A 23772-nucleotide genomic window follows, 5' to 3' on the forward strand; every position below is an offset into this window, starting at 1 on the left:
GCAGCACAGAGAGAGGAGGATGCCGATGGCTGACGAGACGATCGGCATCGTCGGCGCGGGCATCGTGGGCCTGGCCACCGCCCGCGAGATCGCCCTGCGCCGCCCCGGCACCCGGGTCGTGGTCCTGGAGAAGGAACCCGAGGTCGCCGTCCATCAGACCGGCCACAACTCCGGTGTCGTGCACGCCGGCATCTACTACGCGCCGGGCAGCCTCAAGGCCGACCTGTGCGTCCGGGGCGTGTCGATCCTGCGCGAGTACTGCCAGGACCGAGGGCTGCCGTACGAGGAGATCGGCAAGCTCGTCGTGGCCGTACGGCCGGACGAACTGGGCCGGATGGAGAACCTGTACGAGCGGGCCCGCAACAACCACGTGCCCGAACTCCGCAAGATCTCCCGGGAGGAGATCAAGGAACTGGAGCCGCATGTCGGCGGTGTCGCCGCCCTGCATTCGCCGCGCACCGCGATCACCGACTACCCGGCGATCGCCCGCGAGTTCGCCAAGGACATCGAGGCCTCCGGCGGCGAGGTGCGGCTCGGCTTCCCGGTCACGTCCATCGCCGCTGTGCCGGGCGGTATCGAGGTCGCGTCGGGGGAGGAGCGGGTCCGGGTCGACCGGCTGATCCTCTGCGCGGGGCTGCACTCCGACGCCGTGGCGAAGCTCGCGCAGGACAAGAAGGAACCGAAGATCGTCCCGTTCCGGGGCGAGTACATGCTCCTCAAGCCGGAGCGCACCTATCTGGTGCGCGGGCTCATCTACCCGGTGCCTGACCCCCGTTACCCCTTCCTCGGCGTGCACTTCACGCCGCGGGTCGACGGCAGCGTCGAGGTCGGTCCGAACGCCGTCCTGGCCCTCGCCAGGGAGGGTTACAAGCTCGGCCGCTTCTCGCTGAAGGACCTCGCCGGGCTCGCCGCGTACCCGGGCACCTGGCGGATGGCCGCCCAGCACTGGCGGACCGGCATCAAGGAGTACCGCGGCTCGCTGTCCGCGTCGGCCTTCATGAAGGACGCGAAGCTGTACGTCCCTGGTGTCGGCGTCTCCGATGTCGTACGCGGCGGGGCGGGTGTCCGGGCCCAGGCGCTGGATCCCGACGGCACGCTCGTGGACGACTTCCGCATCCATCGGGTCGGCCGGATCACCGCCGTCCGCAACGCGCCCTCGCCGGCCGCGACGGCGTCCATGGCGATCGCGGAGCACATCGTCGGCGCCGTGTTCGACACCTCGTCCGCAAACTGAGAATGCCCTGCGTACAGCGGTGTTTCGCGCAACTACTGCTTGCACTCCCAGCGCTCGGCAAGGCCCGCTCGCCCGCCTAGCGTTCCTTCCGTAAAGACCTTCGAGAGAAAGAGTTCCGGACATGTTCGTTGTCGACACGCAGATCCACATCTGGAAGGAAGAGAGCCCGGACCGCCCCTGGGTCCCGGGAGCGCGGGAGCGCATCCGCCTCAACGGACACCGGGAGGACCCCTTCTCGTACGAGGAGGCCCTGGAGCTGATGGACGAGGCCGGCGTCAACCGGGCCCTGATCCTGCCGCCGTCCTGGGAGGGCGACCGTATCGACTACGCCCTGGAGGCCTGCGAGGCCCACCCGGACCGCTTCGGGATCATGGCGCGCATTCCGCAGAACAAGCCCGAAGAGGGCAAGGCGATGCTGAAGGACTTCGCGCAGAACCCGCATGTGAAGGGCACCCGCCTCACCTTCCACCGGCCGCAGGACCGCAACTGGATGATCGACGGCACCAACGACTGGTACTGGCCGATCGCCGAGGAGCTGCGCATCCCGACGATGGTCCACGCGCCCATCTGGAAGCGGGAGTTGGGCGAGATCGCCGCCAAGCATCCCGAGTTGAAGATCATCATCGACCACATGGGCATCATGGCCCGCTGCGTCGACGACGCGATCGGCTACTGGGTCTCGGAGACCGCCGACCTGGCCGCCCACCCCAACATCTACGTGAAGGTCTCGGCGCTCCCCGGCTACTCCACGCAGCCCTTCCCGAACAACAACATCCAGAAGTACGTGCGCGAGATGGTCGACAAGATGGGCCCGCAGCGCTGCTTCTACGGCACCGACATCACGCGGCTGCTCGGGCACGGCATCACCTACACCGACACGATCGAGCAGTTCACCAAGCACTGGGACTTCACGCCCGAGGAGCTTGAATGGATCATGGGCCGCGGAATCTCCGAGGTCCTGAACTGGCCGATCGAGGGCTGAGGAAGCACGAGAGATGACCGACACCACCAACTCCCCGGGCGCCGACGGCGGCGATGCTCTCGTTACCGCCTTCAACGCCGTCGGCGCCGACTACATCTTCTGTTCGTCGGGCTCCGAGTGGGCTCCCGTCTGGGAGTCCCTGGCCCGCCGTCACCGCGACGGACTGCCCTGTCCGCAGTACCTGGACCTGACCCACGAGACCGTCGCCGTCGGCATGGCCACCGGCTACGGCCTGATCAAGCGCCGGCCGCAGGGCGTGCTCCTGCACGCGGCCCCCGGCCTCCTCCAGGGCTCGATGGCCGTCCACGGGGCGCTGCTCGCGGGCGTCCCGATGGTGGTCAGCTCCTCGGAGTCCACCACGTACGGCGACAGCCCCGGCCAGGACCCGGGCGGCCAGTGGTACCGCAACCTGTCCATCGTGGGCGGCCCGCACCAGATCGCCCAGCCCTTCACCAAGTGGTCCAACGAGGCCGCGAGCGTCCACACCCTTCCTACGATGGTGACGCGGGCGGCGGAACTGGCCTGGCGTGCCCCGGCGGGACCGGCGTACCTCAACGTCCCGCTGGAGATCCTCCTGGAGGAGTGGGACGGCCGCGAGGCCAAGCCGATCGTGGCGCCGGGTTCCACGCACAGCTCGCCCGAAGAGGTCGACCCGGTCGCCCAGTTGATCCGTGAGGCTTCGAATCCCGTGATCGTCACGGAGACGGCGGGGCGTGAGGCGGGCGGCTTCGAGGCGCTCGTCGCCTTCGCCGAGGCGTGGAACATCCCCGTCGTCGAGCCCGACTCGGCGGTGTGCGGCAACTTCCCGCGCACCCACCCGCTGCACGCCGGCAGCGACATCGGCCCGTGGATGGACGAGGCGGACCTGATCCTCCTCGTCAACTGCCGCGCCCCCTTCTACCCGCCGTCGCGCCGCCCCTCCAAGGCGACCGTCGTCGTCATCGACGAGGTGCCGCAGCGACCGCACGTCGTCTACCAAGTCCTGTTCGCCGACAAGTACTTGGAAGGAAACGTCGCCAACACCCTGCGCCAGCTGGCCAAGCGGGCGAAGGATCTCGACTCGGTGGCCGTGGCCGAGCGCAGGGCCGCGCAGGAGGCCCGCTTCGCGGCCGAGCAGACGGCGATCACCCAGGCCGAGACGAAGGCCTCCGGCGCCGAGGGCATCGACCCGGTGCTCGTCGCCGCGACCCTGCGCAAACTGCTGGAGGGCCGGGACGGGATCGTCGTCGACGAGACCATCACCCACAGCCGCGTCGTCAAGCGCCATGTCCAAACCGCCGACCCCGACTCGTACTTCTACGTCCAGGGCGGCCTCGGTCAGGGCATCGCGGTCGCGCTCGGCGTCAAACTCGCCGCGAAGGAACGCCCGGTGGTGCTCACCATCGGCGACGGCGCGTTCACCTACAACCCGGTCATCCAGTCGTACGACGCCTCGAACGCCTACGAACTTCCGCTGCTGATCGTGGTGTTCAACAATCGCGTCTACAAGTCGATGAACCTCAACCACCGCAGGTTCTACCCCGAGGGCGCCGCTGCCGACACCGGCGAGTGGCTCGGCACCGATCTGCACCGGCTGCCCCGGCTCGCCGCGTTCGCCGAGCCCTTCGGGATGCACACCGAGACGGTCGACGCGCCCGAGGCCCTTGCCCCCGCGCTGGAGCGTGCGCTCAAGGCCGTGGCGGAGGGCACCACCGCCGTCGTCGACGTACTCGTCACCCGCTGAACCAGGAAGGCATTCGCCACCATGTCCGACACCGCAACGCCCAAGCCGGGCAAGGTACTTGTCGCCGCAGACGACCTGCGCACCTTCTCCGCCGCCCTCCTGGAGAAGGGCGGCCTGAACGCCGAGCAGGCGCTCACCACCGCCGACGTGTTCGTGTGGGCCGCGCTGCGCGGCGTCGACTCGCACGGCATCGCCCGCGTCCCCGCCTACCTGGAGCTGCTTGCCAAGGGTGTGGCCAACGCCGACGCCGACATCAAGATCGAGTCCACCGCCCCGGCCGCCGCCGTCCTGGACGCCGACCGCGCCCCCGGTCCGGTCGCCCTCAGCGCAGCTGCCGACGAGGCGGTAACCCGGGCCAGGATCAGCGGAGTTGCCGCCGTCGGGGTCCGCCGGACCGTGCACACCGGGGCCATCGGCTACTACGTGTCGAAGATCGCCGAGCAGGGTCTCGTCGGTATCGGCTACGTCGCCGGCATGCCCAACATGGGCTACACCGGCGTCAAGGGCGCCGCCGTGGCCACCAGCCCGCTCGCGATCGCCGTACCGGCCTCGGCGCATGCTCCGCTGCTGCTCGACATGGCGACCGCCACCATCGCCCTGGGCAAGATCCGCCAGGCGAAGGCGAGCGGCACCCCGCTGCCCGAGGGCGCGGCGGCCACCGCCGACGGCACCCCGACCACCGATCCCGAACTCGCCGTCATGCCACTGCCGTTGGGCGGCGCCAAGGGGTCCGGGATGTCCCTCGCCTTCGAGTTGCTCACGAGTGTGCTGGTCGGCGCGCCGATCTTCGCCGCCTTCCACTCGGACGACCCACAGGGCCGCAAGCATCGCCAGAACGCGCTGCTCATCGCCCTGGACCCGGCGGCCTTCGGCGACCCGGCCGCCTTCACCGAGGCGGTCGACGCGACGCTGGCCACCCTCAAGCAGCTGCCTCCGGCGGACGACGTCGAGGGTGTCTTCTACCCCGGCGAGCGCAGTGCGGCGGTCGCAGAGGGGCGCGGTGCGAAGGGCATTCCCGTCGCGCCCAAGGTGTGGCGTGAACTGACCGAGGCGGCAGGGAAGTTCGGCCTCACTCCGCCGGAGCCGGTGCCCTCGGCGTGAACAAGCGGCACTTCGCCGACCGTCCTAGAGGGGGACGGTCGGCGAAGTGCGTTGTCTTCAAGGGGAGTTCAGCTGGTTCCTACGGCCTGCCGTACCTGACGGGCGATCAGGGCATAGGTCTCCAGCGCCCGTTCGTCGTCCGTGCCGTCATAGCCGTGATCGGCTCCGGCGACGTCGATGTGCTCCACCAGGGCGCCCGCCGTACGCAACCGGTCGGCGTAGCGCATGCCTTCGGCTTTGAGCAGGTCGTACTCCGCCGTGACGACCAGCGCCGGGGCGATGCCCTTGAGGTCCGCGGTGTCCGAGGGGTGGGCGGGCGACACCAGCCGGTCGGCGCGCTCCTTCGGATCCGGGACGTACGAGGTGTCGAAGACCTCGGCCATCCAGGGCCGCAGCACCGGCTTGGCGATGGCGGCCCGCTTGTCCTTCGCGCTGGTCGCGAGGTCCAGCGGCGGATAGTGCAGCACCTGGAGCGCGATCGAGGGGCCGCCCTCCTCCAGCGCCTGCCGGGCCACCGCCGCCGCGAGCCCGCCCCCGGCGCTCTGGCCGCCGACGGTGAGCCGGTCGCCGTCCCAGCCCTGTTCGGCGCCGTGCTCCGCGATCCACCGAACCACTTCGAAGGCCTGCCTGGGAGGTGCGGGGAACGGGTGCTGCGGCGCGACGACGTAGTCGACGTTGACCACTACGACACCTGCCTCCGCCGCGAGGAAACGGCACAGCGGGTCGTCGAGTTCGGTCAGCGGCACGACGTAGCCACCGCCGTGGAAGTTGACGTGCACCGGCGGAGGCGGGCCTTCACCGGCCGGCAGATACACCGTGGCCCGCGCCGGGGCGACCGCGGTCGGGATCGTCAACTCCCGTGTGGTGCGCGGGAACTGCGGGAGCCGCTGATGCGAGGCTGCGGCCGAGCCGCGCCCGCTCGGACGCCGGTCCGCCATCAGGGAGAGGCGCTGCAGGGACTTGGCGGCGAAGGCGGCCACCGTCGGCCGGGCCAGAACAGACATACCGTTCCATTCATGGAGTGCGCGCGACGGGGAGTGCGGTCCGGTCGCCCGGGATCGATCGACAGGATTCCTGGCGATTGCTAGGGCGACGATAACACGGGTGCATTTCGGGCGGATGCGGTGATCGGCGCTGTTGAGGGGGGTGGGTGGGTCTCTGAAAAAGTGTGTCACCCACTCGTGGCAGTGTCACACTTTCCAAGGCACCCCCTCCGGGGGAGTCGCACACCGGTCAGTGGTGGTGGACAGGTCCGTCCAAGTGCCCGTGTTCACAGCACAGCCCGTGCTGCGGGACCGCCGGAGCGGCCGACGGGGCCGCCGCCTCAGCTGTCACACACGCCGCGTGCTGCGCGGTCTCGATCATCTGCTCACTGTCGGTCGCGGCATCGGCCAGGCTCGCGCAGCACACGACGAGCAGCGCCGCGCTCGCGACGAGCGGCAGTGCCCGGCGCGGGGGAGGCGGCGCCAGCAGAGCCCGCACCCGCTGCGGCACCGCCCCGCCGGTCGCGGCCAGCACCGGGCGGGACCGGTTCGCCGAGGTGGCGAGCGCCGCCCGGCCCACGGCACGGGCGACGACCGTACGATCGCCGACGCGCACCGCGGCCTCCTCGTCGGCCCAGCGCTCCAGGACGAAACCACCGGCGGCGGACAGTGGTCGTAGCAGCGGATTCACGGCGGCGGAGAGGCGCCAGAGGGTCTGGAAGAGATGGTGCCGGCCGTGCAGATGAGCCCGCTCGTGCGCGAGCAGGGCCTCGCGCTCGCGATCACCCAGGCAGCGCAGCATCCCGCGCGACACCACGATCCGCCCCGGCTTCCCCGGCAGCGCGAAGGCCTCCGGTGTCGCCATGTCGAGAACGGCCAACTCCGTGTCGCCGGGCAGCTGTTGGCACTCGCGGCGGGCCCAGCGCAGATGCCGCAGCTGACGTGTGCCGGCGACGGCGAGGCCCGCGACGGACGCGAGGAGGGCGAGTGCGGCGGTCCCGGCGACCGTGAGGTAGACGGGGTCGGAGGCGCGTACGGCGGCGACCGACCACTGCCCCTCCTCGGCGACCTCGGGGATCTGCGCAAGGCCCGCGAACGCCAGCAGTCCCAGGGAGCCGAGCCAGCCCAGCGATGCCACCAGCGCGGCGGAGGCGAGCGACCAGGCCGCCGGGCGCGGGGCCAGCAGAGGGGCGGCGCGGGGTGCGAACACCGCGATCACCATGGTGATCAGAAGGGGGACGTAGACACTGATCAGCACCGGCTCACGGTCCTTCGTCGGCGCGGCCGGTGTGCTGCGGCCCGTCGTGCCCGGCGAGCAGGCGCTGCAGCAACTGCTCGTCCTCCTCGGAAAGTTCGGAGACGAAGCGGGTGAGCACCGCCTCGCGGTCGGCGCCGTGCTCCAGCAGGGACCGCATCCGCTCCGCCGTGTGCGTGGCCTCGTCGCGGGCGGGCGCGTACGCGTACCCGCGGCCCGCGCGATGCCGGACGAGCATCCCCTTGTCGTAGAGGCGCGACAGGATCGTCAGGACGGTGGTGTAGGCCAGATCGCCCGGCAGTCCGTCCCTCACCTGGCGTGCGGTCTGCGGCTGGTCGGCCCCGTAGAGCGCGGCGAGGACACCGCTCTCCAGTTCACCGCGCGCCCGCCTGCCGGACGTCGCGCCGGGTTCGTCGCTCTTCGGCTCGCGCACTGTTCACCCCACCGCCTTCCACCGCTCGGCGCCCCAGCCTACCCGCCGACCTACTACATGTTGTACGACGTCACCTACTACATGTTGTAGAGTTTCGCCGCTCCACTCGACCTGCGGAGGAAAAAGCCCATGCCCCACCTCGGAAGTACGGTGCATCTGCGTGCCCTCGCGGTCGCCACCCTGCGCCCCCGGCAGGCGATCCCGCCCCACCGCCCGGCGGCGGCCGACCGGGTCGTGATCGTCTCGGCGAGCGTCGGAGCCGGTCACGACGGCGCCGCCGCCGAGCTGGAACGGCGCCTGACCGAGGCCGGATTCGCGGTCGACCGGTTCGACCTGCTGGACGTGCTGCCCGCCCGGCTCGGCCGGCTCGTCCGGGACGGCTACCACCGCATGCTCGTCCGGACACCCTGGCTCTACCAGCGGATCTACAGCAGCACCGAACGCGCCGGAGGCGGCGGCCCCGTCGCACGCGCCCTGCTGCGCTCCGCCGAGACACGGCTGCTGCGCGCCCTGCCCGCCGACACGGGCGCCGTCGTCTCGACCTACCCGGGCGCGAGCCGGGTCCTGGGCAGCCTCCGCCTCGCCGGCCGCCTCACCGTGCCCGTCCTCACCTACCTCACCGACTTCTCCGTCCACCCCCTGTGGGTGGCCGACGGCGTCGACGTCCACCTCGCGCTGCACGCCGTGCCCGCCGCCCAGGCCAGAGCCGTCGGCGCGCGCGACGTCCGGGTGTGCGGCCCGGTCGCCGACCCGCGTTTCCACCCCGTGGACGCGACGGAACGCAGCGCGGCCCGCACGCGTTTCGGCCTGCCCGCGAACGCCCCGCTCGCCCTGCTGGTCGCCGGCTCCTGGGGCGTGGGACCGGTCCGGCAGGTCGCCCGGGAACTCCGCGACTGCGGCGCGGCCGTACCGGTCGTGGTCTGCGGCCGCAACGAGGAACTGGCCGAACAGCTCCGCGCGGACGGTATCGAGCACGTCCACGGCTGGGTCGACGACATGCCCGGACTGATGCACGCCGCCGACGTCCTGGTCCAGAACGCCGGCGGACTGACATCGCTTGAGGCATTCGCGGCCGGCCTGCCCGTCGCCAGCTACGGCTGCATACCCGGCCACGGACTGACCAACGCGTCCGCCCTCGACCAGGCGGGCGTCGCCGCGTGGATCCGGGACCCGGCCCAACTCAAGCACGTACTGGGCGAGTTGATAGACGGCCCGCGCGGGCTGCTGCAGCGGGAGGCGGGGCTCGCACTGTTCGCGGGCGGAGTCCCGGACAGTGGAACCGGCGCTGCAACCCACCAGGACGTGGACCGGGGTCCCGCCGCCGAAACGGTACGGGTCTGCCGGGCCGGCGTCGGGCCCGCCACCCCGATCGCCGTCCGCCGGACCCGTGCGGTCCGTCCGGCCGCCCTGCGGCTCGCGATCACCACCGCCCTGGCCTGCACGGTCTGGGCGGGCGCGGTCGGCACGGCCGTCGCCACGACCGACGGCGGCCCGCGTCTCATCCACGCCATAGGAGAGGACCTCGACCTCGACGACGTGGGCCACCCACATCACGGACACCACGGACACCACGAACTCGACGCGGATCACGAAGGCCACGCCAAGGGACGCCACTCATGACCGCCACCCGCCTCCTCCGCACCGCCACCCGCGCCGCGCTCCCCGCACTTCCCCTCCTCGCCGCCGCGTACGCCGCCCCCGTCCTCTCCACCTACGGCCCCCTCCGCAACCGCGTCATGCCCCGCCTCGCCGGCCGCGGCCGGCCCGACCACGTGGCGCTCACCTTCGACGACGGACCGGACCCGCTCTCCACCCCCCTGTTCCTCCGCCTGCTCGACGAGCGCGGGGTCCGCGCCACCTTCTTCCTCCTCGGCAACCAGGCGGTACGCGCCCCCGGCCTGGTCCGCGAGATCGCCGCCGCCGGACACGAGATCGCCGTCCACGGCTGGCTCCACCGCCCCCTCCTGCTGCGCGGCCCGCGCGCCACCCTCGACGACCTGGCCCGCGCTCGCGACACGGTCGGCGACCTCACCGGCCGCACGCCACGGCTCTTCCGCCCGCCCTACGGTGTGATGTCGACCGCCGCCCACCTCGCGGCCCGCCGCCTGGATCTCACGCCGGTGCTGTGGACGGCCTGGGGCGAGGACTGGAGGGCGCGCGCCACCCCGGAGTCGGTCCACCGCACGGTCACCGGGGACCTGCGCGGCGGCGGCACGATCCTGCTGCACGACTCCGACTGCACCTCGGCCCCCGGCTCCTGGCGCGCCACTCTCGGCGCCGTGCCCCGCATCCTCGACACCTGCGCGCTGCGCGGGCTGTCCGTGGGCCCGCTGCGGGAGCATGCTGTGGATCCGCTCTGAAGTTGACAATATTGTTGGCGCTCCCGGTCGAGGGAATTTACGTTCGCAAGTACCTAGACCAGGGAGCCCCCCATGCTTTCGAACGCCATGAACCGCCGGACCTTCCTCAACGGGACGCTGACCGCCGCCGCGACGACCGCACTCGCCGGCAGCGCGACCGGCGCCTACGCGGCGGACCGCGACAGCTCCGCGACCCCGTTGACGGGCCCGCTCCGGATCGACACCGGCCGGGTGTCCGGCGTGGCGTCCCTGGTCTCCGGCGTCACGGTGTTCAAGGGCCTGCCCTACGCGGCGACCACGGCGGGCGCCAACCGCTGGCGCCCGCCGCAGCGGGCCGACTCCTGGACGGGCGTGCGCATCGCGGACACCTTCGGGGACATCTGCCCGCAGCAGACGATGAGTTCGGCCTCGGTCACGATGAGCGAGGACTGCCTCAACCTCAATGTCTGGACCGGGGCGGCGAGTTCACGAGAGAAACGCCCGGTCCTGGTCTGGATCTACGGCGGCCGTTTCACCGGCGGCTACGCCTCCGACCCCGGCTTCGACGGAGCCGGACTCGCCGCCAAGGGCCTGGTCGTGGTGACCCTCAACTACCGCACCGGCGCCTTCGGTTTCCTCGCCACCCCCGAACTCAGCGCCGAGTCCGGCCACCAGGCATCCGGCAACTACGGTCTCCTGGACCAGATTTCGGCCCTGCGCTGGGTACGGCGCAACATCGCCGCGTTCGGCGGCGACCCGAACCGGGTGACGATCGCCGGCCAGTCGGCGGGCGGCGCCTCCGTGATGCACCTCATCTACTCACCGCTCGCCAAGGGCCTGTTCCAGGGCGCGATCTCCGAGAGCGCCGGCGCCCGCGCCACCGGCGACCCCGAAATCGCCGCGCTGGCAGCGTCGTACCGCACTCTGGAGACGGCCGAGAGCCAGGGCACCGCATACGCCGCCGCGCTCGGCGCCACCTCGCTCGACGCTCTCCGGGCCGTGGCCAGCGACAAGTTGATGGCGGGTCAGAACGCGAACGACACCACGGTCAGCGGTCCGGTGAACGGCAACCCGCCGGAGTTCCGCCCGGTCCTCGACGGCTGGGTCAAGCCGTGGACGTACGAACAGGCCCTGGCGGGCGGCCACTTGAACGACGTACCGGTACTGGCGGGCGGCAACAAGGACGAGAACGGCGCTTCCCCGAGCCCGACCGTGAAGCTCGCCGACTACCTCGCCACCGCCCAGAAGGAATACGGCACTCTCGCCGACGAATTCCTGACGCTCTACCCCGCCACCACCGACACGGAGGCGGGCCAGGCCCGCAACGCCTCCGCCCGCGAGGGCTCGCGCGTCTCCGCGAACCTATGGGCGGCGGAGTGGGCGAAGACGGCCAAGAGCCCGGTGTTCACGTACTACTGGGAGCACGTCCCGCCGACGGCGACCGGTCCCAACTCCCGTGGCGCGTACCACGGTTCGGAGATCAACTACGTCTTCGACAACCTCTACGCCACGAACCTGCCCTGGACCGACGCCGACCGTACGGTGGCCGACACCCTGTCCGACTACGTGGTGAACTTCGTGACCCACGGCGACCCCAACGGCCATGGCCTCACCCGCTGGCCCGCGGCGAACCACCGTTTCCCGGTCACGATGGAACTCGGCGACCGCTTCGGCTCGCTCGCCCTGGCGGACGCGGCCAAGGTGGACTTCTTCGGGCGATTCTTCGCGAGCCAGAAGCGCTGGTGACGTCGGTGTCGATGGGGGCCCGCGGGTGACGTACTCTCTCCGCCGTAGACGGGGTAAACGCACGCCGTAACTTACTTGAGTTACGCAACAATATGGTAAAGTGGGTCTCATGTCCACACCTCCGGTCCCCACCGCCCCCGCCTCCCCGGAGGTGACCGAGATCGAGCGAGCCCTCACTCGGATCACCTACCTGAGTACGCGCGCCCGCCAGCACGACCGGCTCATGGCCCTCGCCGGTGTGCCCCTGGACCGTGCGGCGGTGGCGCTGCTGCGACAGGTCGCCGACTCCGAACCGCTGCGCCCGGGGGAGCTGGCGAACCGCCTCGGGGTGGAGGCCTCGCATGTGACCCGCACGGTGCAGCAGCTGCAGAAGTCCGGCTACGTCACCCGCGTGCCCGACCCCGACGACCGCCGCGCCCAGCGGATCGAGCTGACCGAGGCCGGCGAGAAGGCCGTCGCCAGTGTCCGGGACGCGGGTGCGCGCGGAATGCAGATGGCCCTCTCCGAGTGGTCGACGGACGAACTCCAGCAACTGGCAACGCTGTTCCACCGCATGGTCGACGACTTCCTGAACTACGCGATCGACGAGGAGAGTGAGCCGGAGGGCGCCGCACCGGCGACCACCGCCTGAGCATGGACAGCACGGGGTGGGGATCGTGCCGACCTCAACCGAGGTCGGCGACGATCTGCGGCAGGTCGGCCGTGGTGCGGATTCCGGGGGTCGCCGCGCAGACGAAGGGGACGGCGTTGACCGCGCGGTTCGCGGTGTAGGAGGGGGACATCGCGGCCATCCGGTCGAGAGGGACGGGGAAGCGCAGGTCGATGTCGAGCGGTGCGTCCCCCTCGACCGAGACGTGCCAGCCTGTGGAGCGGAGATCCCAAGCTGGATCGAGGTCGGTGGTGCAGTACCAGTTGGCGCGGAATCGCAGCAGTGGACGGCCTTCGCGCAGACCGGAAACCGTGATGCGCTGCGCGGCCACCGACCCCTCCGCCAGGGTGCCCGCCGCGATCGTGGTCGGGCGCCGGGCGAGTGCGACCTCACCGGTGGCCTCCACCGAATCGAGCGGTGTCCCGAGCGCCTCGGCCAGCAGCCGCAACGACGGGCCGAAGCTGTCGCGCAGTCCGGTCAGCCGCCGTTCGCCGAATTCGGCAGGGGGCTGCCCGAAGCCCATCACCTCGAACAGCAGCCCGGGGGAGTCGCGTTGGGAGAGATCCGCGAACTCGTCGATCGTCAGCGCGTCGAGGCGCCGCTGGATCGAGGTGAGGACGATCGGTAGCGCCTCCGTGATGAACCCGGGGCTGCTGCCCGTGCTGTGGACGGAGGTCCCGCCCTCCGCGCACGCGTCCTCGATCCGTTTCCGCACGACCGGGTCGAGACTGGGCGCGTGATGGAACTCTCCGCGCGTCGACACGACGTTCACGCCTGACGAGAGCAGCGTGCACACCTCGTCGAAGTCGCAGGCGCGCGGGGTGTAGAGGACGCAGTCGGCGTTCAGCGCCAGGATCTCGTCGATGTCGTGCGTGGCGAGGATCCCGGTCCTGCCGAACTCGCAGCCGCTCAACTCACCCGCGTCCAGGCCCGACTTGGCCGGCGTATGGACGTACACGCCGGCCAGGGTCAGCTTCGGATGCTCCAGTACGGCACGCATCGTGCGGGCACCGATGTTCCCCGTGGCCCACTGCACGACCCGGTAGCGCTGCGTTTCATGCCGTAGCGGCTCGGTCATCGCCCACCTCCCGATCGGTGGGCGAGAACCGTACTCTCCGCTTCGGAGAGCGTCAATTACGCGTCAACTGTGCATGGAGAACCGTCAGTTGCGCACCGGGACGCCCGAGAGGCCGCCGAGGCAGAACTGCCAGACCTCCTCGGCGCTGACCGCCGCGGCATGGCTGCCGGCCGGAACGCCGTTGCCCTGCGCGACGAACATGACCGTCTGCATCAGGATCGAGGCCTGACGGCGAGGCTTCCCGGCGGGGATGGCACCGGCCTCCTCGGCCTGTTCCACCAACTCCGTGAACACCGTGAGCAGGGGGAGATGAGCGGTCGCCACCTGCGAGGGGTGCTTCACGAGGAGCTGCAGTGCGAAGTCGCTGAACAGCGGGCGCTCCACACCGGGGTTGGAGAGGGACTGCTCGAACAGCATCTCCACCGCGAGCCGCAGCGCCTGGAGCGGATCGGACTGGGCGCCCGCGGTCTCGCGGATCTCGGCGGCCGACTTGGACAACGCGTCCTCGAACAGCGCGAGCAGCAGCTCGTGTTTGCCGTCGAAGTGCTGGTAGAAGCTGCGCAGTGACTGTTTGGAGCGGTCCACGACCTCCTGGACGGTGAAGTCCGTCGTCCGCTTCTCCGCGATCAGTTCCTGTGCCGCGTCCAGGAAGCGCTGCACCCGTTGTTCGGCGCGGAGCTTGGCGGCACGGGTGGAACGCTCAACGGCGCGCTGGCGCCAGGCTGGTTGTTCTTCGGGGACAGCTGTCACATGAAGAACGATACTCCACTTCAGCGGTAACACCCCGGCTTCCCCTACCGAAGGCCGCACTGCAAGTTTCGAGACTCTTACTTGCGTGAGATGAGAATGATATTCTCACCGGCATCAGTCCGGGTTGGCAGGAGGTTCGTCTGACATGGCATGGGACTTTTCCACCGAGCCGGAGTTCGAGGAGAAGCTGGAGTGGATCAGGCGGTTCCGCACCGAGCGCGTGGAACCCCTGGACCTGCTGTATCCGGACCGGGCCTACCACCCGCTCGACGACGAACTCGGCCCCGTCGTCAGGACGTTGAAGCAACAGGTCCGCGACGAGGGCCTGTGGGCACCGCACCTCGGTCCCGAACTCGGCGGGCGCGGCTTCGGCCAGGTCAAGCTGGCGCTCATCAACGAGATCCTGGGCCAGTCGAGTTGGGCCCCGGTCATCTTCGGCACGGCCGCCCCCGACACCGGGAACGCCGAGATCATCGCCCGCTACGGCACCGACGAGCAGAAGGAGCGCTACCTCCAGCCACTGCTCGAAGGCGAGTGCTTCTCCTGCTTCTCCATGACCGAACCCCAGGCCGGCGCCGACCCCACGATGTTCACCACCCGCGCCGAACGCGACGGCGACGACTGGGTCATCACCGGCCGCAAGTTCTTCTCCTCCAACGCCCGCACCTCGAAGTTCGTCATCGTGATGGCCGTGACGAACCCCGACGTCAGCCCCTACAAGGGCATGTCGATGTTCCTCGTGCCCAGCGACACCCCCGGCGTCCGCATCGAGCGCCACCTCGGCATCATGGGCGAGGCCACCGACGAGGGCATGCACGCGCTCATCGCCTACGACGGCGTCCGCGTCCCCGCCGACGCACTGCTCGGCGGCGAGGGCCAGGCCTTCGCGATAGCCCAGACCCGCCTCGGCGGTGGCCGCGTCCACCACGCGATGCGGGTCGTCGGCCAGAGCCAGAAGGCGCTGGACATGATGGCCGAGCGGGCCCTGTCCCGCGAGACCCAGGGTGAGCGGCTCGCGGACAAGCAACTCGTACGGGCCGACCTCGCCGACTCCTACGCCCAACTCGCCCAGTTCCGGCTGTTCGTGCTCTACACCGCCTGGCAGATCGACCGCTACCAGGACTACAAGCGGGTCCGGAAGGACATCGCCGCCATCAAGTTCCTCACGCCGAAGGTGCTGCACGACATCGTGTACCGCTCGATGCATCTGCACGGCGCCCTCGGTGTGTCGAACGAGATGCCGTTCTCGGAGATGTGGAACGGCGCCGCCGTCATGGCCGTGGTCGACGGCCCCACCGAGGTCCACAAGATCACGGTCGCCCGTGACGTCCTGCGCGGCTACGAAGCCGCCCCCGGCCTGTGGCCCACCCAGCACCTGCCCACCCGCCGCGAATGGGCCCGGAAGCAGTTGGAGGACCTGCTGTGACGCTCGCCAACACGGAATCCCTCGCCCGCTGGCTGGACGACCAGGGCATCGCCCCCGGCGAACCCGTCGAGACGTCGTACATCTCCGGAGGCACCTCCAACGACATCTACGGCATCCGGCGCGGCGAGCGGAGCATGGTGCTGCGCAAACCGCCGGAGAAGGTTCCGCCGGGGCGCAACGAGACCATGCTCCGCGAATACCGCGTCCTCAAGGCGCTCAACGGCACGGACGTCCCGCACCCCGAGGCGATCGCCGTCTGCGACGACACCAGCGTGCTCGGCTCCTGTTTCTACCTCATGGCACACGTCGACGGCTGGTCCCCGATGAACTCCGGCGGCTGGCCCGAACCGTTCCTGAGCGACCTGTCCCTGCGGTCCGGTCTCGCGTACCAACTCGTCGAGGGCATCGCCAAGTTGGGCAACGTGGACTGGCGGGCCCAGGGACTTGAGGGCTTCGGCCGCCCGGACGGCTTCCACGACCGGCAGGTCGACCGCTGGCTGGCCCACCTCGCCAAGTTCAAGTTCCGTGAGATACCCGGCCTGGAGAAGGCCGCCGCCTGGCTGCGGGAACACCGTCCCGCCCACTGGACACCGGGCATCATCCACGGCGACTACCAGTTCGCCAACGTCATGTTCCGCCACGGCGCGCCCGCCGAACTCGCCGCCCTGGTCGACTTCGAAATGGCCACCGTGGGCGACCCGTTGCTCGACCTCGGCTGGGTCGTCATGGGCTGGCCGGACGCCGACGAGGACCGCACCCAGAAGGGCTACGTCGACTACACCGGCATGCCCGACCGCGCCGACCTGCTGGAGCACTACGCCAAGGTCAGCGGCCGCGACGTCAGCGAGATCGACTACTACGTGATCCTCGCCCGCTTCAAGATGGCCGTCGTCCTGGAGGGCGGCTACGCCCGGCATGTGAAGGGCGAGGGCGGCAACCCCAAGATGGCCCACTACGGCGACGTCGTCCTGCAGATGGCCGCCCAGGCGGCCGAGCTCGCCGCCACGACCCGGCTATGAGAGCCGCCCGCTGCAACGCCGTCGGCGGCCCGGTGGTCGTCGAGGACATCCCCGAACCGCCTTTCCCGGACCCGGAGTTCATCGAAGAAGACGGCGGCATCCCGGTCGACGTGCACTGCGCCGCAGTCAACTTCGCCGACGTCCTCGTGATCGACGGCGCCTACCAGGTGAAGGCCGAGCCGCCGTTCACCCCGGGCAGCGAGTTCGCCGGCGTGGTCGCCGCCTCCGCGCACGGATTCGAGAAGGGCGAGCGGGTCTTCGGCTCGATGTTCGTCGGCGCCTTCGCCGAACGCGTCACCGCTCGTCCCGCCGGCCTGAGCCGCATCCCGGAGGGCATCCCCACCGAACGTGCTGCGGCCTTCGGGGTCAGCCACGCCACCGCCTTCGACGCCCTCCGCCTGGTCGCCGACATACAGCACGGCGAGCGGGTGGCAGTCCTCGGCGCGGCCGGAGGCGTCGGCCTCGCGACCGTCGAACTCGCCGCGCTGCTCGGCGCGGAGGTGATCGCCGTCGCCTCCACGGAGGAGAAGCGGGCGGTGTGCGCCGAGCAGGGCGCGCACGTCACCTTGCCGTACGACGATCTGAAGCGGCGCCTGCGGGACGCGGGCGGCGCCGATGTCGTGATCGACCCGGTCGGCGGGCCGTACGCGGAGGAGGCGCTGCGGGCGATGCGCTGGGGCGGACGGTTCGTGAGCGTGGGGTTCGCCAGCGGGGAGATCCCGCGCATCCCGCTCAACCTCCCCATGCTCAAAGGCGTCAGCGTCCACGGCTTCGACCTCGGCGGGTGGGCGCGGCACCGGCGGGACGACCTGGTCGCCGCCCGCACCGAACTCCACGGACTGTTCGCCGCCGGACGGATCCGGCCCCGCGTCCACGCCGTGTATCCGCTCGCCGAAGTCGCCGCCGCCCTCGCCCTGGGGCGCCGCGCCATCGGCAAGGTCCTTCTGGAGGTCGCGCATGGAGTTTGAGTTCGACGACGAGCAGCGGCTGCTCCAACGAGTGGTCCGCGAAACGGTCACCAGGACGCGCTCGCTGCCCGAGGACCAACTCTGGGACACCTACCTGGAGTTGGGCTGGCTCGAAGCCCCTCCGGTGGAACTCGCCATCGTCCTGGAGGAGTTGGGCTACGCCGCCGACCCGACGCCCTTCCTCGCCACCGCCACCTGGTTCGCACCGCTGGCCGGACGACTGCCGCGCGGCTCGGGCACCGGAGTCTTCGACGGCGAGGGCCGCTTCGTCCTCGACGCCGACCGCGCGGACGAGATCGCCCTCCTCACCACCGAGGGCGTGGTCGTACGGAGCGGAGAAGACCTGGCGTCCGAGCGGCTCTCCGTCTTCGACCCGACCCTGCACGTCGCCCGGGTCGACGCCCCGGACCTGGTCGCCGGCGTACCGGACCTGGCCCTGATGGGCCTGGCGGTCAGCACCGTCGGCAGTTGCCGGCGCATTCTCGACCTGGTCGTCGCCCATGTGAAGGAACGACACCAATTCGGCGTGCCCATCGGCTCGTTCCAGGCTGTCAAGCACAAGGCCGCCGACATGTACGTCGCCATCGAACGCGCCAAGGTGCTCGCCTACTTCTCCGCGCTCACCATCGCCGAGGACGACCCGCGCCGCGGCCGGGCCGCCGCGATGGCCAAGGCAGCCGCCGGAGACTGCCAACGGGTCTGTTTCCGCAACGGGTTCCAGCTCTTCGGTGCCATGGGCTACACGTGGGAGAACGAACTGCAGATCCATCTCAAGCGGGCCAAGGCCGGAGACCTGCTCCTCGGCACGGCGTCCGAGCACAGGAAGGCGCTGCTGGTATGAGGCTGGCCCCCGACCCCGAGGTCGAGAAGTTCCGCGCCGATTTCAGCGCCTTCCTCGACACCCACCTGCCCACCCCCGAAGAGGCCACCGTCCGCTCCAAGTCCAGCGCGGACATACCGGATTGGGCCCGGCGCTGGCAGCGCACCCTCTTCGACGAGGGCTGGCTGCTGCCCGCCCAGCCGCCCGAGTACGGCGGGCGCAACGCCACCCTGCCCCAAGTCGTCGCCCACCTGGAGGAGTTGTCCAGGCGGCGGATCTACCACAGCTTCAACCCACAGGGCCTCAACATCATCGCGGCCTCCCTGCTCACCTTCGGGACGGAGCAGCAGAAACGCGACTGGGCCATACCGCTCCTACGGGCCGAGATCACCGCGTCGCTCGGCATGAGCGAACCCGGAGCCGGCTCCGACCTGGCCGGGCTGCGCACCCGCGCGGTCCTCGACGGCGACCACTTCGTCGTCAACGGACAGAAGGTGTGGACCTCCGGCGCGCACGACGCCGACGTCCTGCTCACCTTCGTCCGCACCGACCCCGACGCCCCCAAGCACAAGGGCATCAGCGTCCTGCTGATCCCCACCGACTCCGAAGGCCTGGTCCGGCGGCCGTTCGGATCGATCGCCGCACCCGACGACCTCGACTTCAACGAGGTCTTCTTCACGGACGTCCGCGTCCCCAAGGAGAACCTCGTCGGCCCCCTCAACGAGGGCTGGCGGGTGGCCAACGGCTCGCTCGGACACGAACGGACCCTGCTCTGGGTGCACTACGCCGAGCGGATGGACGGCCTGATCCAGGACTCGCCCTGCGACGAGGAGTGGTACGCGACGCTCCAAATGGACGTCCAGGCACTGCGGTTGCTCGGCTACCGGCTGCTCGGGGCCGACCGGAACCCGGTGGAGATCTCCGTCCTCAAGCTGCTCGGCTCCGAGGCCGCGCAGAGCGCCGAACTGCACGCCCTCGAACACCACGGGACCGAGGCGCTGCTGCATCCGGTGCAGACCGGGCCGTGCACCCATATGAACATCGAGGCGTTCACCGCCAGTTGGTTCGAGCGGTACGCGCGCAGCTTCGGCGGGACGATCGCCGGCGGCACCTCCGAGATCCAGCGCAACATCATCGCCGAGCGCATCCTCGGCCTGCCCCGATAGAGCCGACGGAAGACGGGACCCATGACAGACACAGCGGACACGGTGGACAAGGTGGACACGGGCGAGGTCCTCTACGAGGTCGACGACAAGGTCGCGGTCATCACCCTGAACCGGCCCGAGGTCGCCAACGCCCAGAACGCGGTTCTCCTCGACGCGCTGGACGCCGCCTGGCGCCGGGCCGCCGCCGACGAGGAGGTCAAGGTGATCCTCCTGCGGGGCAACGGCAAGCACTTCTCCTCCGGCCACGACCTCAAGGACCGCTGGCCGGCTCCGAACGAGATCACCCTGGAGTGGATCTACGCCGCCGAGTCCCGCCGGTACCTGGAATACACGCTGCGCTGGCGCAACGTACCCAAGCCGTCGATCGCCGCGGTCCAGGGCAAGTGCATCGCCGGCGGACTGATGCTGTGCTGGCCCTGCGACCTCATCGTGGCCGCCGAGAACGCCGAATTCTCCGACCCCGTTGTCCACATGGGCATCGGGGGAGTCGAATACCACGGCCACACCTGGGAGTTGGGACCGCGCAAGGCGAAGGAGATCCTCTTCACCGGACGGGCCGTCACCGCCGAGGAGGCGGAGAAGGTCGGCATGGTGAACAAGGTCGTCCCCCTCGACCAACTGGACTCCGAGGCAATGGAGTTGGCCCGCCAGATCGCCCGCATGCCGTCCTTCGGCCTCCGCCAGGCCAAACGCGCCGTCAATCAGAGCCTCGACGTCCAGGGCTTCTACGCGGCCATCCAGTCCGTGTTCGACATCCATGAGACGGGACACGGAAACGCGTTGAGCGTCTCCGGATATCCCATTCTCACGAAGCTCGACGGCATGAAGGAACGACTCAAGGAGCAGTAGGCGGTGGCCCGACCGTGCATCACTCGCGATGCGCGGTCGCACCCCGGCTCATCGCGAGGACCGCATCCCGGCGGCTCAGCGCCCCGAACGGTGAACCGCCGGTCGGGGTGGGGCTGCCGCAGATCCAGGTCGGGCCGTCGGAGAGATGGGCGAGCGCCTCGGCGGCCACGTCGTCCGGGTCGGCCAAGTCGCCGCCGTGCGAGCCCCCTTGGGCCTCCTGGGTCCGCCGAAGGGACGGGGTGTCGGTCCTGCCGAGCACCAGCCCCAGGACATCCACCCCGCTGTCCCGCCACTCCGCCCACAGACTCTCCGCGAGGATCAGGTCGAACGCCTTCGTGGCGCCGTAGGCGGCGAGCGTGGCGCCACCGGCCCATGCGGCGCCCGAGGTCACGAGGACCACGGCGCCCCGTTTGCGCGCCACCATCGGGGCGCCGAAACGGTAGGCCGCTTCGAGTACGGCCGTGCAGTTGCGCCGCACCAGCCCCAGATGGACGTCGAGATCCTTGTCGAGGAACGGGACGCTGCGGTCGTCGCTGCCCGCGTTGTACACGAACAGACCGGCCTCAAGACCGGCGGTCGCCCGCTCCAACTCCGACAGGGCGGTGGGGGAGCTGAGGTCGAGCGCGACGGCACGGACCTCGGCCCCGTACCGGGCGCGGATCTCGTCGGCGGACTCCTCCAGCACGGGCAGCCGCCGGGCCACCAGCACGACATTCATTCCCTCGGCGGCCATCCGGTGGGCGAACGCGACACCCACCCCGTCCGACCCGCCGGCGACGACACCCCACGGCCCGTACTTGGCGGCGAGCGATTCAGTCACTTCGTTACTCCTCGATTAGTTCATCTGGGGCGACAAGTTCATCTAGGACGAACGGAGAACCTTCTTCTCGACCGCGTCGGACGACAGCACGGTCCCGATGATCCCTAGGTCGGCACCGGCGCTCCGCGCCACCTCGCGCACCACGTCGACGTCCTTGCGCATCAGGTCCGCCAGCCGTTCCGCGACCGCGTCGACCGAGCCGCCGCGGGCAACGACACCGAGCGCGCGACTGGCACCACTGCCGTGCTGGAGCGCGGCGAGAATCGCTTTCTCGTCGATGCCCAGCGAGCCCGCGACCCGCACCGCGTCGACCGCGAGACCGACCTGTGCCACGAACAGGGCGTTGTTCACAAGCTTGACCCGCTGCCCGTTCCCGACCGGTCCCACGAACATGACCGGCGAGGCATACGCCTCCAACAGCGGGCGCATCGCGTCCAGTTGAGCCTCGTCCCCGCCGACCCACAGGGTGAGGCGCCCGGCGGCGATGTCGTGCGGCCCGCCGGAGAGCGCGGCGTCCAGCACTCCGACCCCGCGCTCCGCGCCCGCCTCGGCGAGCAGCTGTGCGGTGGCCGGGTCGGAGGTGGTGTGCTGCACGAGCGTCGCTCCCGGCTTCATGGCCGAGAGGGCGCCGTCCGCGCCGAGGCAGACCGCCCGTACCTGCTCGTCCTTCAGTACGGTTACCAGCACCGCGTCGGCGTCGCGGACGGTCGCCCGAACCGTGTCGGCCGACGCGAGCTCGCTCTCCTGGGCAGCCGCACGGACCTCCGGACGGCGTACAAGCACCGTGACGTCATGCCCGGCGGCCGTCAGCCGGTCGACGATCGGCCGCCCCATCCGCCCCCACCCGATGAATCCGATCCTCAACTCTCCTCCAACACCGTGGAATTGGAGGACGGCGCCAACATCGCTCGCGGCCCCTCGGTGCCGTCGAGGTTGGCGTTGACGCGCTCGGCGATCCGCCACCCCTCCGAAGTACGCACCCAGCGCCAGGTGTTGGCGGAGACCTGGAACACCCAGAACCGTCCGGCGTCGGCGTCCCACCGTAGATGCAGCGCATGGCTGCGGCCGGTCGCGTGGTCGCCGTCGACGACGACGTGCGGCGCGGTCAGCACATGTCCGCAGCCGTTGTGGATCACGCTTTGATGCCCCGGGCCGTGCACCATGCCGACGATGCCGTCCCGGCCCTCCATCCGCAGATGGGGGATCGCGTCGAAGACACCGTCCTCGGTCCAGAGCGCCGCGGCGGCCTCTCCCGAACCGCTGTCGACCGCCGGCCCGTACTGGGCGACGAGCTGAGTGATCTCGACCTGGTCCTCCAGAGCGCGCAGCTTCGCCGCCAACGACTCGACGATGGCGCGCAGTTGGGCAAGTTCGTCGCTCTCGCTCATGAGTGGGTTCAACTCCCTGGTACGACGATGATGCGGGCCGGACCGTCGGCGTCCCGCGCCGCGTCGAGCGCCGCCGGAACCCCGTCGAGCCCGACGGTGTGGCCGAGCATCGGCCCGACGTCGAGGCTGCCGGAACAGACGGCCCGGAACGCCTCGTCCCAGTGGTCCATCGACGGACCGCCCCCGAACTGGATGTTGAGGCCCTTCCGCTTGGCGGTCAGGGTGTGCAGATGGTCGCCCTCGGGCGGACCGCCGACGGAGAAGATCCGGGTGCCGCGCTCACACCCCTTGATGATCGAGTCGAGAACACCCGGCACGCCGACGCACTCGAACACGACACAACTCGCCTGCGGACCGGCCGCGTTGCGCCATGCCTCGTACGGCGAGACCGCGGCAGGGTCGACGACCACATCGGCACCCATCGCCAGCGCGGTCGCCCGACGCGACGCGACCAGGTCGGCCGCCACGATCGGGCCGACACCGAGGCTCTTGAGCCGACCGATCGCCGACAGGGCGATGGCGCCGCAGCCGATGACCAACGGCACTTCCCGCACCGCCAGTTGTGCGCGGGACGCGGTTGACCAGCCCACCGAGATCGCGTCGGCGACACACACGATCTCACTAGGCAGATCCGACACCACGACCCGGGTGATGGCCTCGGTCAGCAAGAACAACTCACCGAACCCGCCGGGTGATTCGGGGTTCTGGCCGATGATCCGGCGGCCGGCGGGCGTGTTCAGCACAGGCAGCGAACTCACCCGCGTCCCGACCGGGATCCGCCGCTCGGTGCCGGGGCCGTAGTCCACGACCTCGGCGCAGTACTCGTGACCCATGACGATGTCGACGTCCTGGTCGTACGTCGACATCCCGCTGTCGTCGTCGGCGCCCGCCTCCGGATGGTCCATGAAGTGCAGGTCCGACGCGCAGATCCCGCACGCCAGCGAGCGGACGAGAAGCTGGCCCGGTCCGGGGACCGGATCGTCGACGACCCGCGCCCCGACCGTCCCGCCACGCAGCACAGCAGCACGCATCAGGCTCTCCTC

The 23772-nt window shown here is 70.3% G+C and carries 23 protein-coding genes; 14 read left to right on the forward strand and 9 right to left on the reverse strand.

The window, feature by feature from the left end:
* Window positions 1-25: 25 nt before the first annotated feature.
* From lhgO to ACIBJH_RS26530, 4 genes are all read left to right on the forward strand, one after another.
* Window positions 26-1234, forward strand: a complete 1209-nt coding sequence (lhgO, locus tag ACIBJH_RS26515; RefSeq protein WP_399119363.1) for an L-2-hydroxyglutarate oxidase — start codon at window positions 26-28, stop codon at window positions 1232-1234.
* A 121-nt stretch (window positions 1235-1355) separates the two neighbouring features.
* Window positions 1356-2216 (forward strand): amidohydrolase, encoded by an 861-nt coding sequence (locus ACIBJH_RS26520; protein WP_019069943.1) that lies wholly within the window; start codon window positions 1356-1358, stop codon window positions 2214-2216.
* A 13-nt stretch (window positions 2217-2229) separates the two neighbouring features.
* Complete coding sequence (locus tag ACIBJH_RS26525) at window positions 2230-3939, forward strand: thiamine pyrophosphate-dependent enzyme (protein ID WP_399119364.1); 1710 nt, start codon at window positions 2230-2232, stop codon at window positions 3937-3939.
* A gap of 21 nt (window positions 3940-3960) precedes the next feature.
* Window positions 3961-5040 carry an Ldh family oxidoreductase gene (locus ACIBJH_RS26530; protein WP_399119365.1) on the forward strand — a complete coding sequence of 360 codons (1080 nt, stop codon included), beginning with the start codon at window positions 3961-3963 and terminating at the stop codon, window positions 5038-5040.
* Window positions 5041-5108: 68 nt separating this feature from the next.
* On the opposite strand, the gene ACIBJH_RS26535 is transcribed toward ACIBJH_RS26530, so the two are convergent.
* The 3 genes from ACIBJH_RS26535 to ACIBJH_RS26545 all read right to left on the reverse strand — a co-directional run bounded on the left by ACIBJH_RS26535 (window position 5109) and on the right by ACIBJH_RS26545 (window position 7711).
* Window positions 5109-6044: an alpha/beta hydrolase fold domain-containing protein gene (locus tag ACIBJH_RS26535; RefSeq protein WP_399119366.1), complete on the reverse strand. Its 936-nt coding sequence runs from the start codon at window positions 6042-6044 to the stop codon at window positions 5109-5111.
* Between the two features lie 229 nt (window positions 6045-6273).
* Window positions 6274-7281: a M56 family metallopeptidase gene (locus ACIBJH_RS26540; RefSeq protein ID WP_399119367.1), complete on the reverse strand. Its 1008-nt coding sequence runs from the start codon at window positions 7279-7281 to the stop codon at window positions 6274-6276.
* A gap of 4 nt (window positions 7282-7285) precedes the next feature.
* On the reverse strand, window positions 7286-7711 hold the full coding sequence (locus ACIBJH_RS26545) for a BlaI/MecI/CopY family transcriptional regulator (RefSeq protein WP_399119368.1): 426 nt from the start codon (window positions 7709-7711) through the stop codon (window positions 7286-7288).
* Between the two features lie 129 nt (window positions 7712-7840).
* Here ACIBJH_RS26545 and ACIBJH_RS26550 point away from each other — a divergent pair, with 129 nt between their 5' ends.
* The 4 genes from ACIBJH_RS26550 (at window position 7841) to ACIBJH_RS26565 (ending at window position 12427) form a co-directional block, all read left to right on the forward strand.
* Window positions 7841-9331, forward strand: a complete 1491-nt coding sequence (locus ACIBJH_RS26550; RefSeq protein ID WP_399119369.1) for a glycosyltransferase — start codon at window positions 7841-7843, stop codon at window positions 9329-9331.
* A complete protein-coding gene (locus tag ACIBJH_RS26555) occupies window positions 9328-10071 on the forward strand; it encodes a polysaccharide deacetylase family protein (protein ID WP_399119370.1) in 744 nt (247 codons plus the stop codon). The genes ACIBJH_RS26550 and ACIBJH_RS26555 overlap by 4 nt, the downstream gene beginning before the upstream one ends.
* A gap of 72 nt (window positions 10072-10143) precedes the next feature.
* Window positions 10144-11796, forward strand: coding sequence for a carboxylesterase/lipase family protein (locus ACIBJH_RS26560; RefSeq protein ID WP_399119371.1), 1653 nt, complete (start codon window positions 10144-10146; stop codon window positions 11794-11796).
* Window positions 11797-11905: 109 nt separating this feature from the next.
* A complete protein-coding gene (locus ACIBJH_RS26565) occupies window positions 11906-12427 on the forward strand; it encodes a MarR family winged helix-turn-helix transcriptional regulator (RefSeq protein WP_399119372.1) in 522 nt (173 codons plus the stop codon).
* A gap of 34 nt (window positions 12428-12461) precedes the next feature.
* Here ACIBJH_RS26565 and ACIBJH_RS26570 read toward each other — a convergent pair whose 3' ends face one another.
* Window positions 12462-13523 (reverse strand): dihydrodipicolinate reductase, encoded by a 1062-nt coding sequence (locus tag ACIBJH_RS26570; RefSeq protein ID WP_399119373.1) that lies wholly within the window; start codon window positions 13521-13523, stop codon window positions 12462-12464.
* A gap of 84 nt (window positions 13524-13607) precedes the next feature.
* Complete coding sequence (locus ACIBJH_RS26575; RefSeq protein WP_399119374.1) at window positions 13608-14273, reverse strand: TetR/AcrR family transcriptional regulator; 666 nt, start codon at window positions 14271-14273, stop codon at window positions 13608-13610.
* 145 nt (window positions 14274-14418) lie between these two features.
* Here ACIBJH_RS26575 and ACIBJH_RS26580 point away from each other — a divergent pair, with 145 nt between their 5' ends.
* From ACIBJH_RS26580 to ACIBJH_RS26605, 6 genes are read left to right on the forward strand one after another with little or no spacing between them, the layout of a single operon-like run.
* The gene (locus ACIBJH_RS26580) at window positions 14419-15699 is read left to right on the forward strand and encodes an acyl-CoA dehydrogenase family protein (RefSeq protein ID WP_399119375.1); all 1281 of its coding nucleotides are present in this window, start codon (window positions 14419-14421) and stop codon (window positions 15697-15699) included.
* The gene (locus ACIBJH_RS26585) at window positions 15696-16718 is read left to right on the forward strand and encodes a phosphotransferase family protein (RefSeq protein WP_399119376.1); all 1023 of its coding nucleotides are present in this window, start codon (window positions 15696-15698) and stop codon (window positions 16716-16718) included. Before ACIBJH_RS26580 ends, ACIBJH_RS26585 begins: the two co-directional genes overlap by 4 nt.
* The gene (locus ACIBJH_RS26590; RefSeq protein ID WP_399119377.1) at window positions 16715-17686 is read left to right on the forward strand and encodes an NADPH:quinone oxidoreductase family protein; all 972 of its coding nucleotides are present in this window, start codon (window positions 16715-16717) and stop codon (window positions 17684-17686) included. The genes ACIBJH_RS26585 and ACIBJH_RS26590 overlap by 4 nt, the downstream gene beginning before the upstream one ends.
* Window positions 17676-18527 (forward strand): acyl-CoA dehydrogenase family protein, encoded by an 852-nt coding sequence (locus ACIBJH_RS26595; RefSeq protein WP_399119378.1) that lies wholly within the window; start codon window positions 17676-17678, stop codon window positions 18525-18527. Before ACIBJH_RS26590 ends, ACIBJH_RS26595 begins: the two co-directional genes overlap by 11 nt.
* Window positions 18524-19672: an acyl-CoA dehydrogenase family protein gene (locus tag ACIBJH_RS26600; protein ID WP_399119379.1), complete on the forward strand. Its 1149-nt coding sequence runs from the start codon at window positions 18524-18526 to the stop codon at window positions 19670-19672. The genes ACIBJH_RS26595 and ACIBJH_RS26600 overlap by 4 nt, the downstream gene beginning before the upstream one ends.
* A gap of 21 nt (window positions 19673-19693) precedes the next feature.
* Window positions 19694-20521 carry an enoyl-CoA hydratase gene (locus ACIBJH_RS26605; protein WP_399119380.1) on the forward strand — a complete coding sequence of 276 codons (828 nt, stop codon included), beginning with the start codon at window positions 19694-19696 and terminating at the stop codon, window positions 20519-20521.
* A gap of 19 nt (window positions 20522-20540) precedes the next feature.
* Here the strand turns inward: ACIBJH_RS26605 and ACIBJH_RS26610 are convergent, their stop codons facing one another.
* The 4 genes from ACIBJH_RS26610 to ACIBJH_RS26625 are packed head-to-tail and all read right to left on the reverse strand — an operon-like array spanning window position 20541 to window position 23760.
* Window positions 20541-21341 (reverse strand): SDR family NAD(P)-dependent oxidoreductase, encoded by an 801-nt coding sequence (locus tag ACIBJH_RS26610; RefSeq protein WP_399119381.1) that lies wholly within the window; start codon window positions 21339-21341, stop codon window positions 20541-20543.
* A 42-nt stretch (window positions 21342-21383) separates the two neighbouring features.
* Entirely contained in the window at window positions 21384-22205 is an 822-nt protein-coding gene (locus tag ACIBJH_RS26615) for an NAD(P)-dependent oxidoreductase (protein ID WP_399119382.1), read from the reverse strand.
* Window positions 22202-22729 carry a nuclear transport factor 2 family protein gene (locus ACIBJH_RS26620; RefSeq protein WP_399119383.1) on the reverse strand — a complete coding sequence of 176 codons (528 nt, stop codon included), beginning with the start codon at window positions 22727-22729 and terminating at the stop codon, window positions 22202-22204. Before ACIBJH_RS26620 ends, ACIBJH_RS26615 begins: the two co-directional genes overlap by 4 nt.
* Before the next feature lie 8 nt (window positions 22730-22737).
* Complete coding sequence (locus tag ACIBJH_RS26625) at window positions 22738-23760, reverse strand: zinc-binding dehydrogenase (RefSeq protein WP_399119384.1); 1023 nt, start codon at window positions 23758-23760, stop codon at window positions 22738-22740.
* Window positions 23761-23772: the final 12 nt, after the last annotated feature.

Origin of the sequence: Streptomyces sp. NPDC050548 (assembly GCF_044457385.1) — a bacterium.
Classification (GTDB): domain Bacteria; phylum Actinomycetota; class Actinomycetes; order Streptomycetales; family Streptomycetaceae; genus Streptomyces.

Excerpts from the sequence above, each read along its gene's own strand:
- ACIBJH_RS26525 (WP_399119364.1), top strand. The coding sequence starts at position 2,230 with ATGACCGACACCACCAACTCCCCGGGCGCCGACGGCGGCGATGCTCTC.
- ACIBJH_RS26605 (WP_399119380.1), top strand. The coding sequence starts at position 19,694 with ATGACAGACACAGCGGACACGGTGGACAAGGTGGACACGGGCGAGGTC.
- ACIBJH_RS26580 (WP_399119375.1), top strand. The coding sequence starts at position 14,419 with ATGGCATGGGACTTTTCCACCGAGCCGGAGTTCGAGGAGAAGCTGGAG.
- ACIBJH_RS26595 (WP_399119378.1), top strand. The coding sequence starts at position 17,676 with ATGGAGTTTGAGTTCGACGACGAGCAGCGGCTGCTCCAACGAGTGGTC.
- ACIBJH_RS26565 (WP_399119372.1), top strand. The coding sequence starts at position 11,906 with ATGTCCACACCTCCGGTCCCCACCGCCCCCGCCTCCCCGGAGGTGACC.
- ACIBJH_RS26590 (WP_399119377.1), top strand. The coding sequence starts at position 16,715 with ATGAGAGCCGCCCGCTGCAACGCCGTCGGCGGCCCGGTGGTCGTCGAG.
- ACIBJH_RS26570 (WP_399119373.1), bottom strand. The coding sequence starts at position 13,523 with ATGACCGAGCCGCTACGGCATGAAACGCAGCGCTACCGGGTCGTGCAG.
- ACIBJH_RS26625 (WP_399119384.1), bottom strand. The coding sequence starts at position 23,760 with ATGCGTGCTGCTGTGCTGCGTGGCGGGACGGTCGGGGCGCGGGTCGTC.
- lhgO (WP_399119363.1), top strand. The coding sequence starts at position 26 with ATGGCTGACGAGACGATCGGCATCGTCGGCGCGGGCATCGTGGGCCTG.
- ACIBJH_RS26600 (WP_399119379.1), top strand. The coding sequence starts at position 18,524 with ATGAGGCTGGCCCCCGACCCCGAGGTCGAGAAGTTCCGCGCCGATTTC.
- ACIBJH_RS26555 (WP_399119370.1), top strand. The coding sequence starts at position 9,328 with ATGACCGCCACCCGCCTCCTCCGCACCGCCACCCGCGCCGCGCTCCCC.
- ACIBJH_RS26560 (WP_399119371.1), top strand. The coding sequence starts at position 10,144 with ATGCTTTCGAACGCCATGAACCGCCGGACCTTCCTCAACGGGACGCTG.
- ACIBJH_RS26530 (WP_399119365.1), top strand. The coding sequence starts at position 3,961 with ATGTCCGACACCGCAACGCCCAAGCCGGGCAAGGTACTTGTCGCCGCA.
- ACIBJH_RS26535 (WP_399119366.1), bottom strand. The coding sequence starts at position 6,044 with ATGTCTGTTCTGGCCCGGCCGACGGTGGCCGCCTTCGCCGCCAAGTCC.
- ACIBJH_RS26520 (WP_019069943.1), top strand. The coding sequence starts at position 1,356 with ATGTTCGTTGTCGACACGCAGATCCACATCTGGAAGGAAGAGAGCCCG.
- ACIBJH_RS26620 (WP_399119383.1), bottom strand. The coding sequence starts at position 22,729 with ATGAGCGAGAGCGACGAACTTGCCCAACTGCGCGCCATCGTCGAGTCG.
- ACIBJH_RS26550 (WP_399119369.1), top strand. The coding sequence starts at position 7,841 with ATGCCCCACCTCGGAAGTACGGTGCATCTGCGTGCCCTCGCGGTCGCC.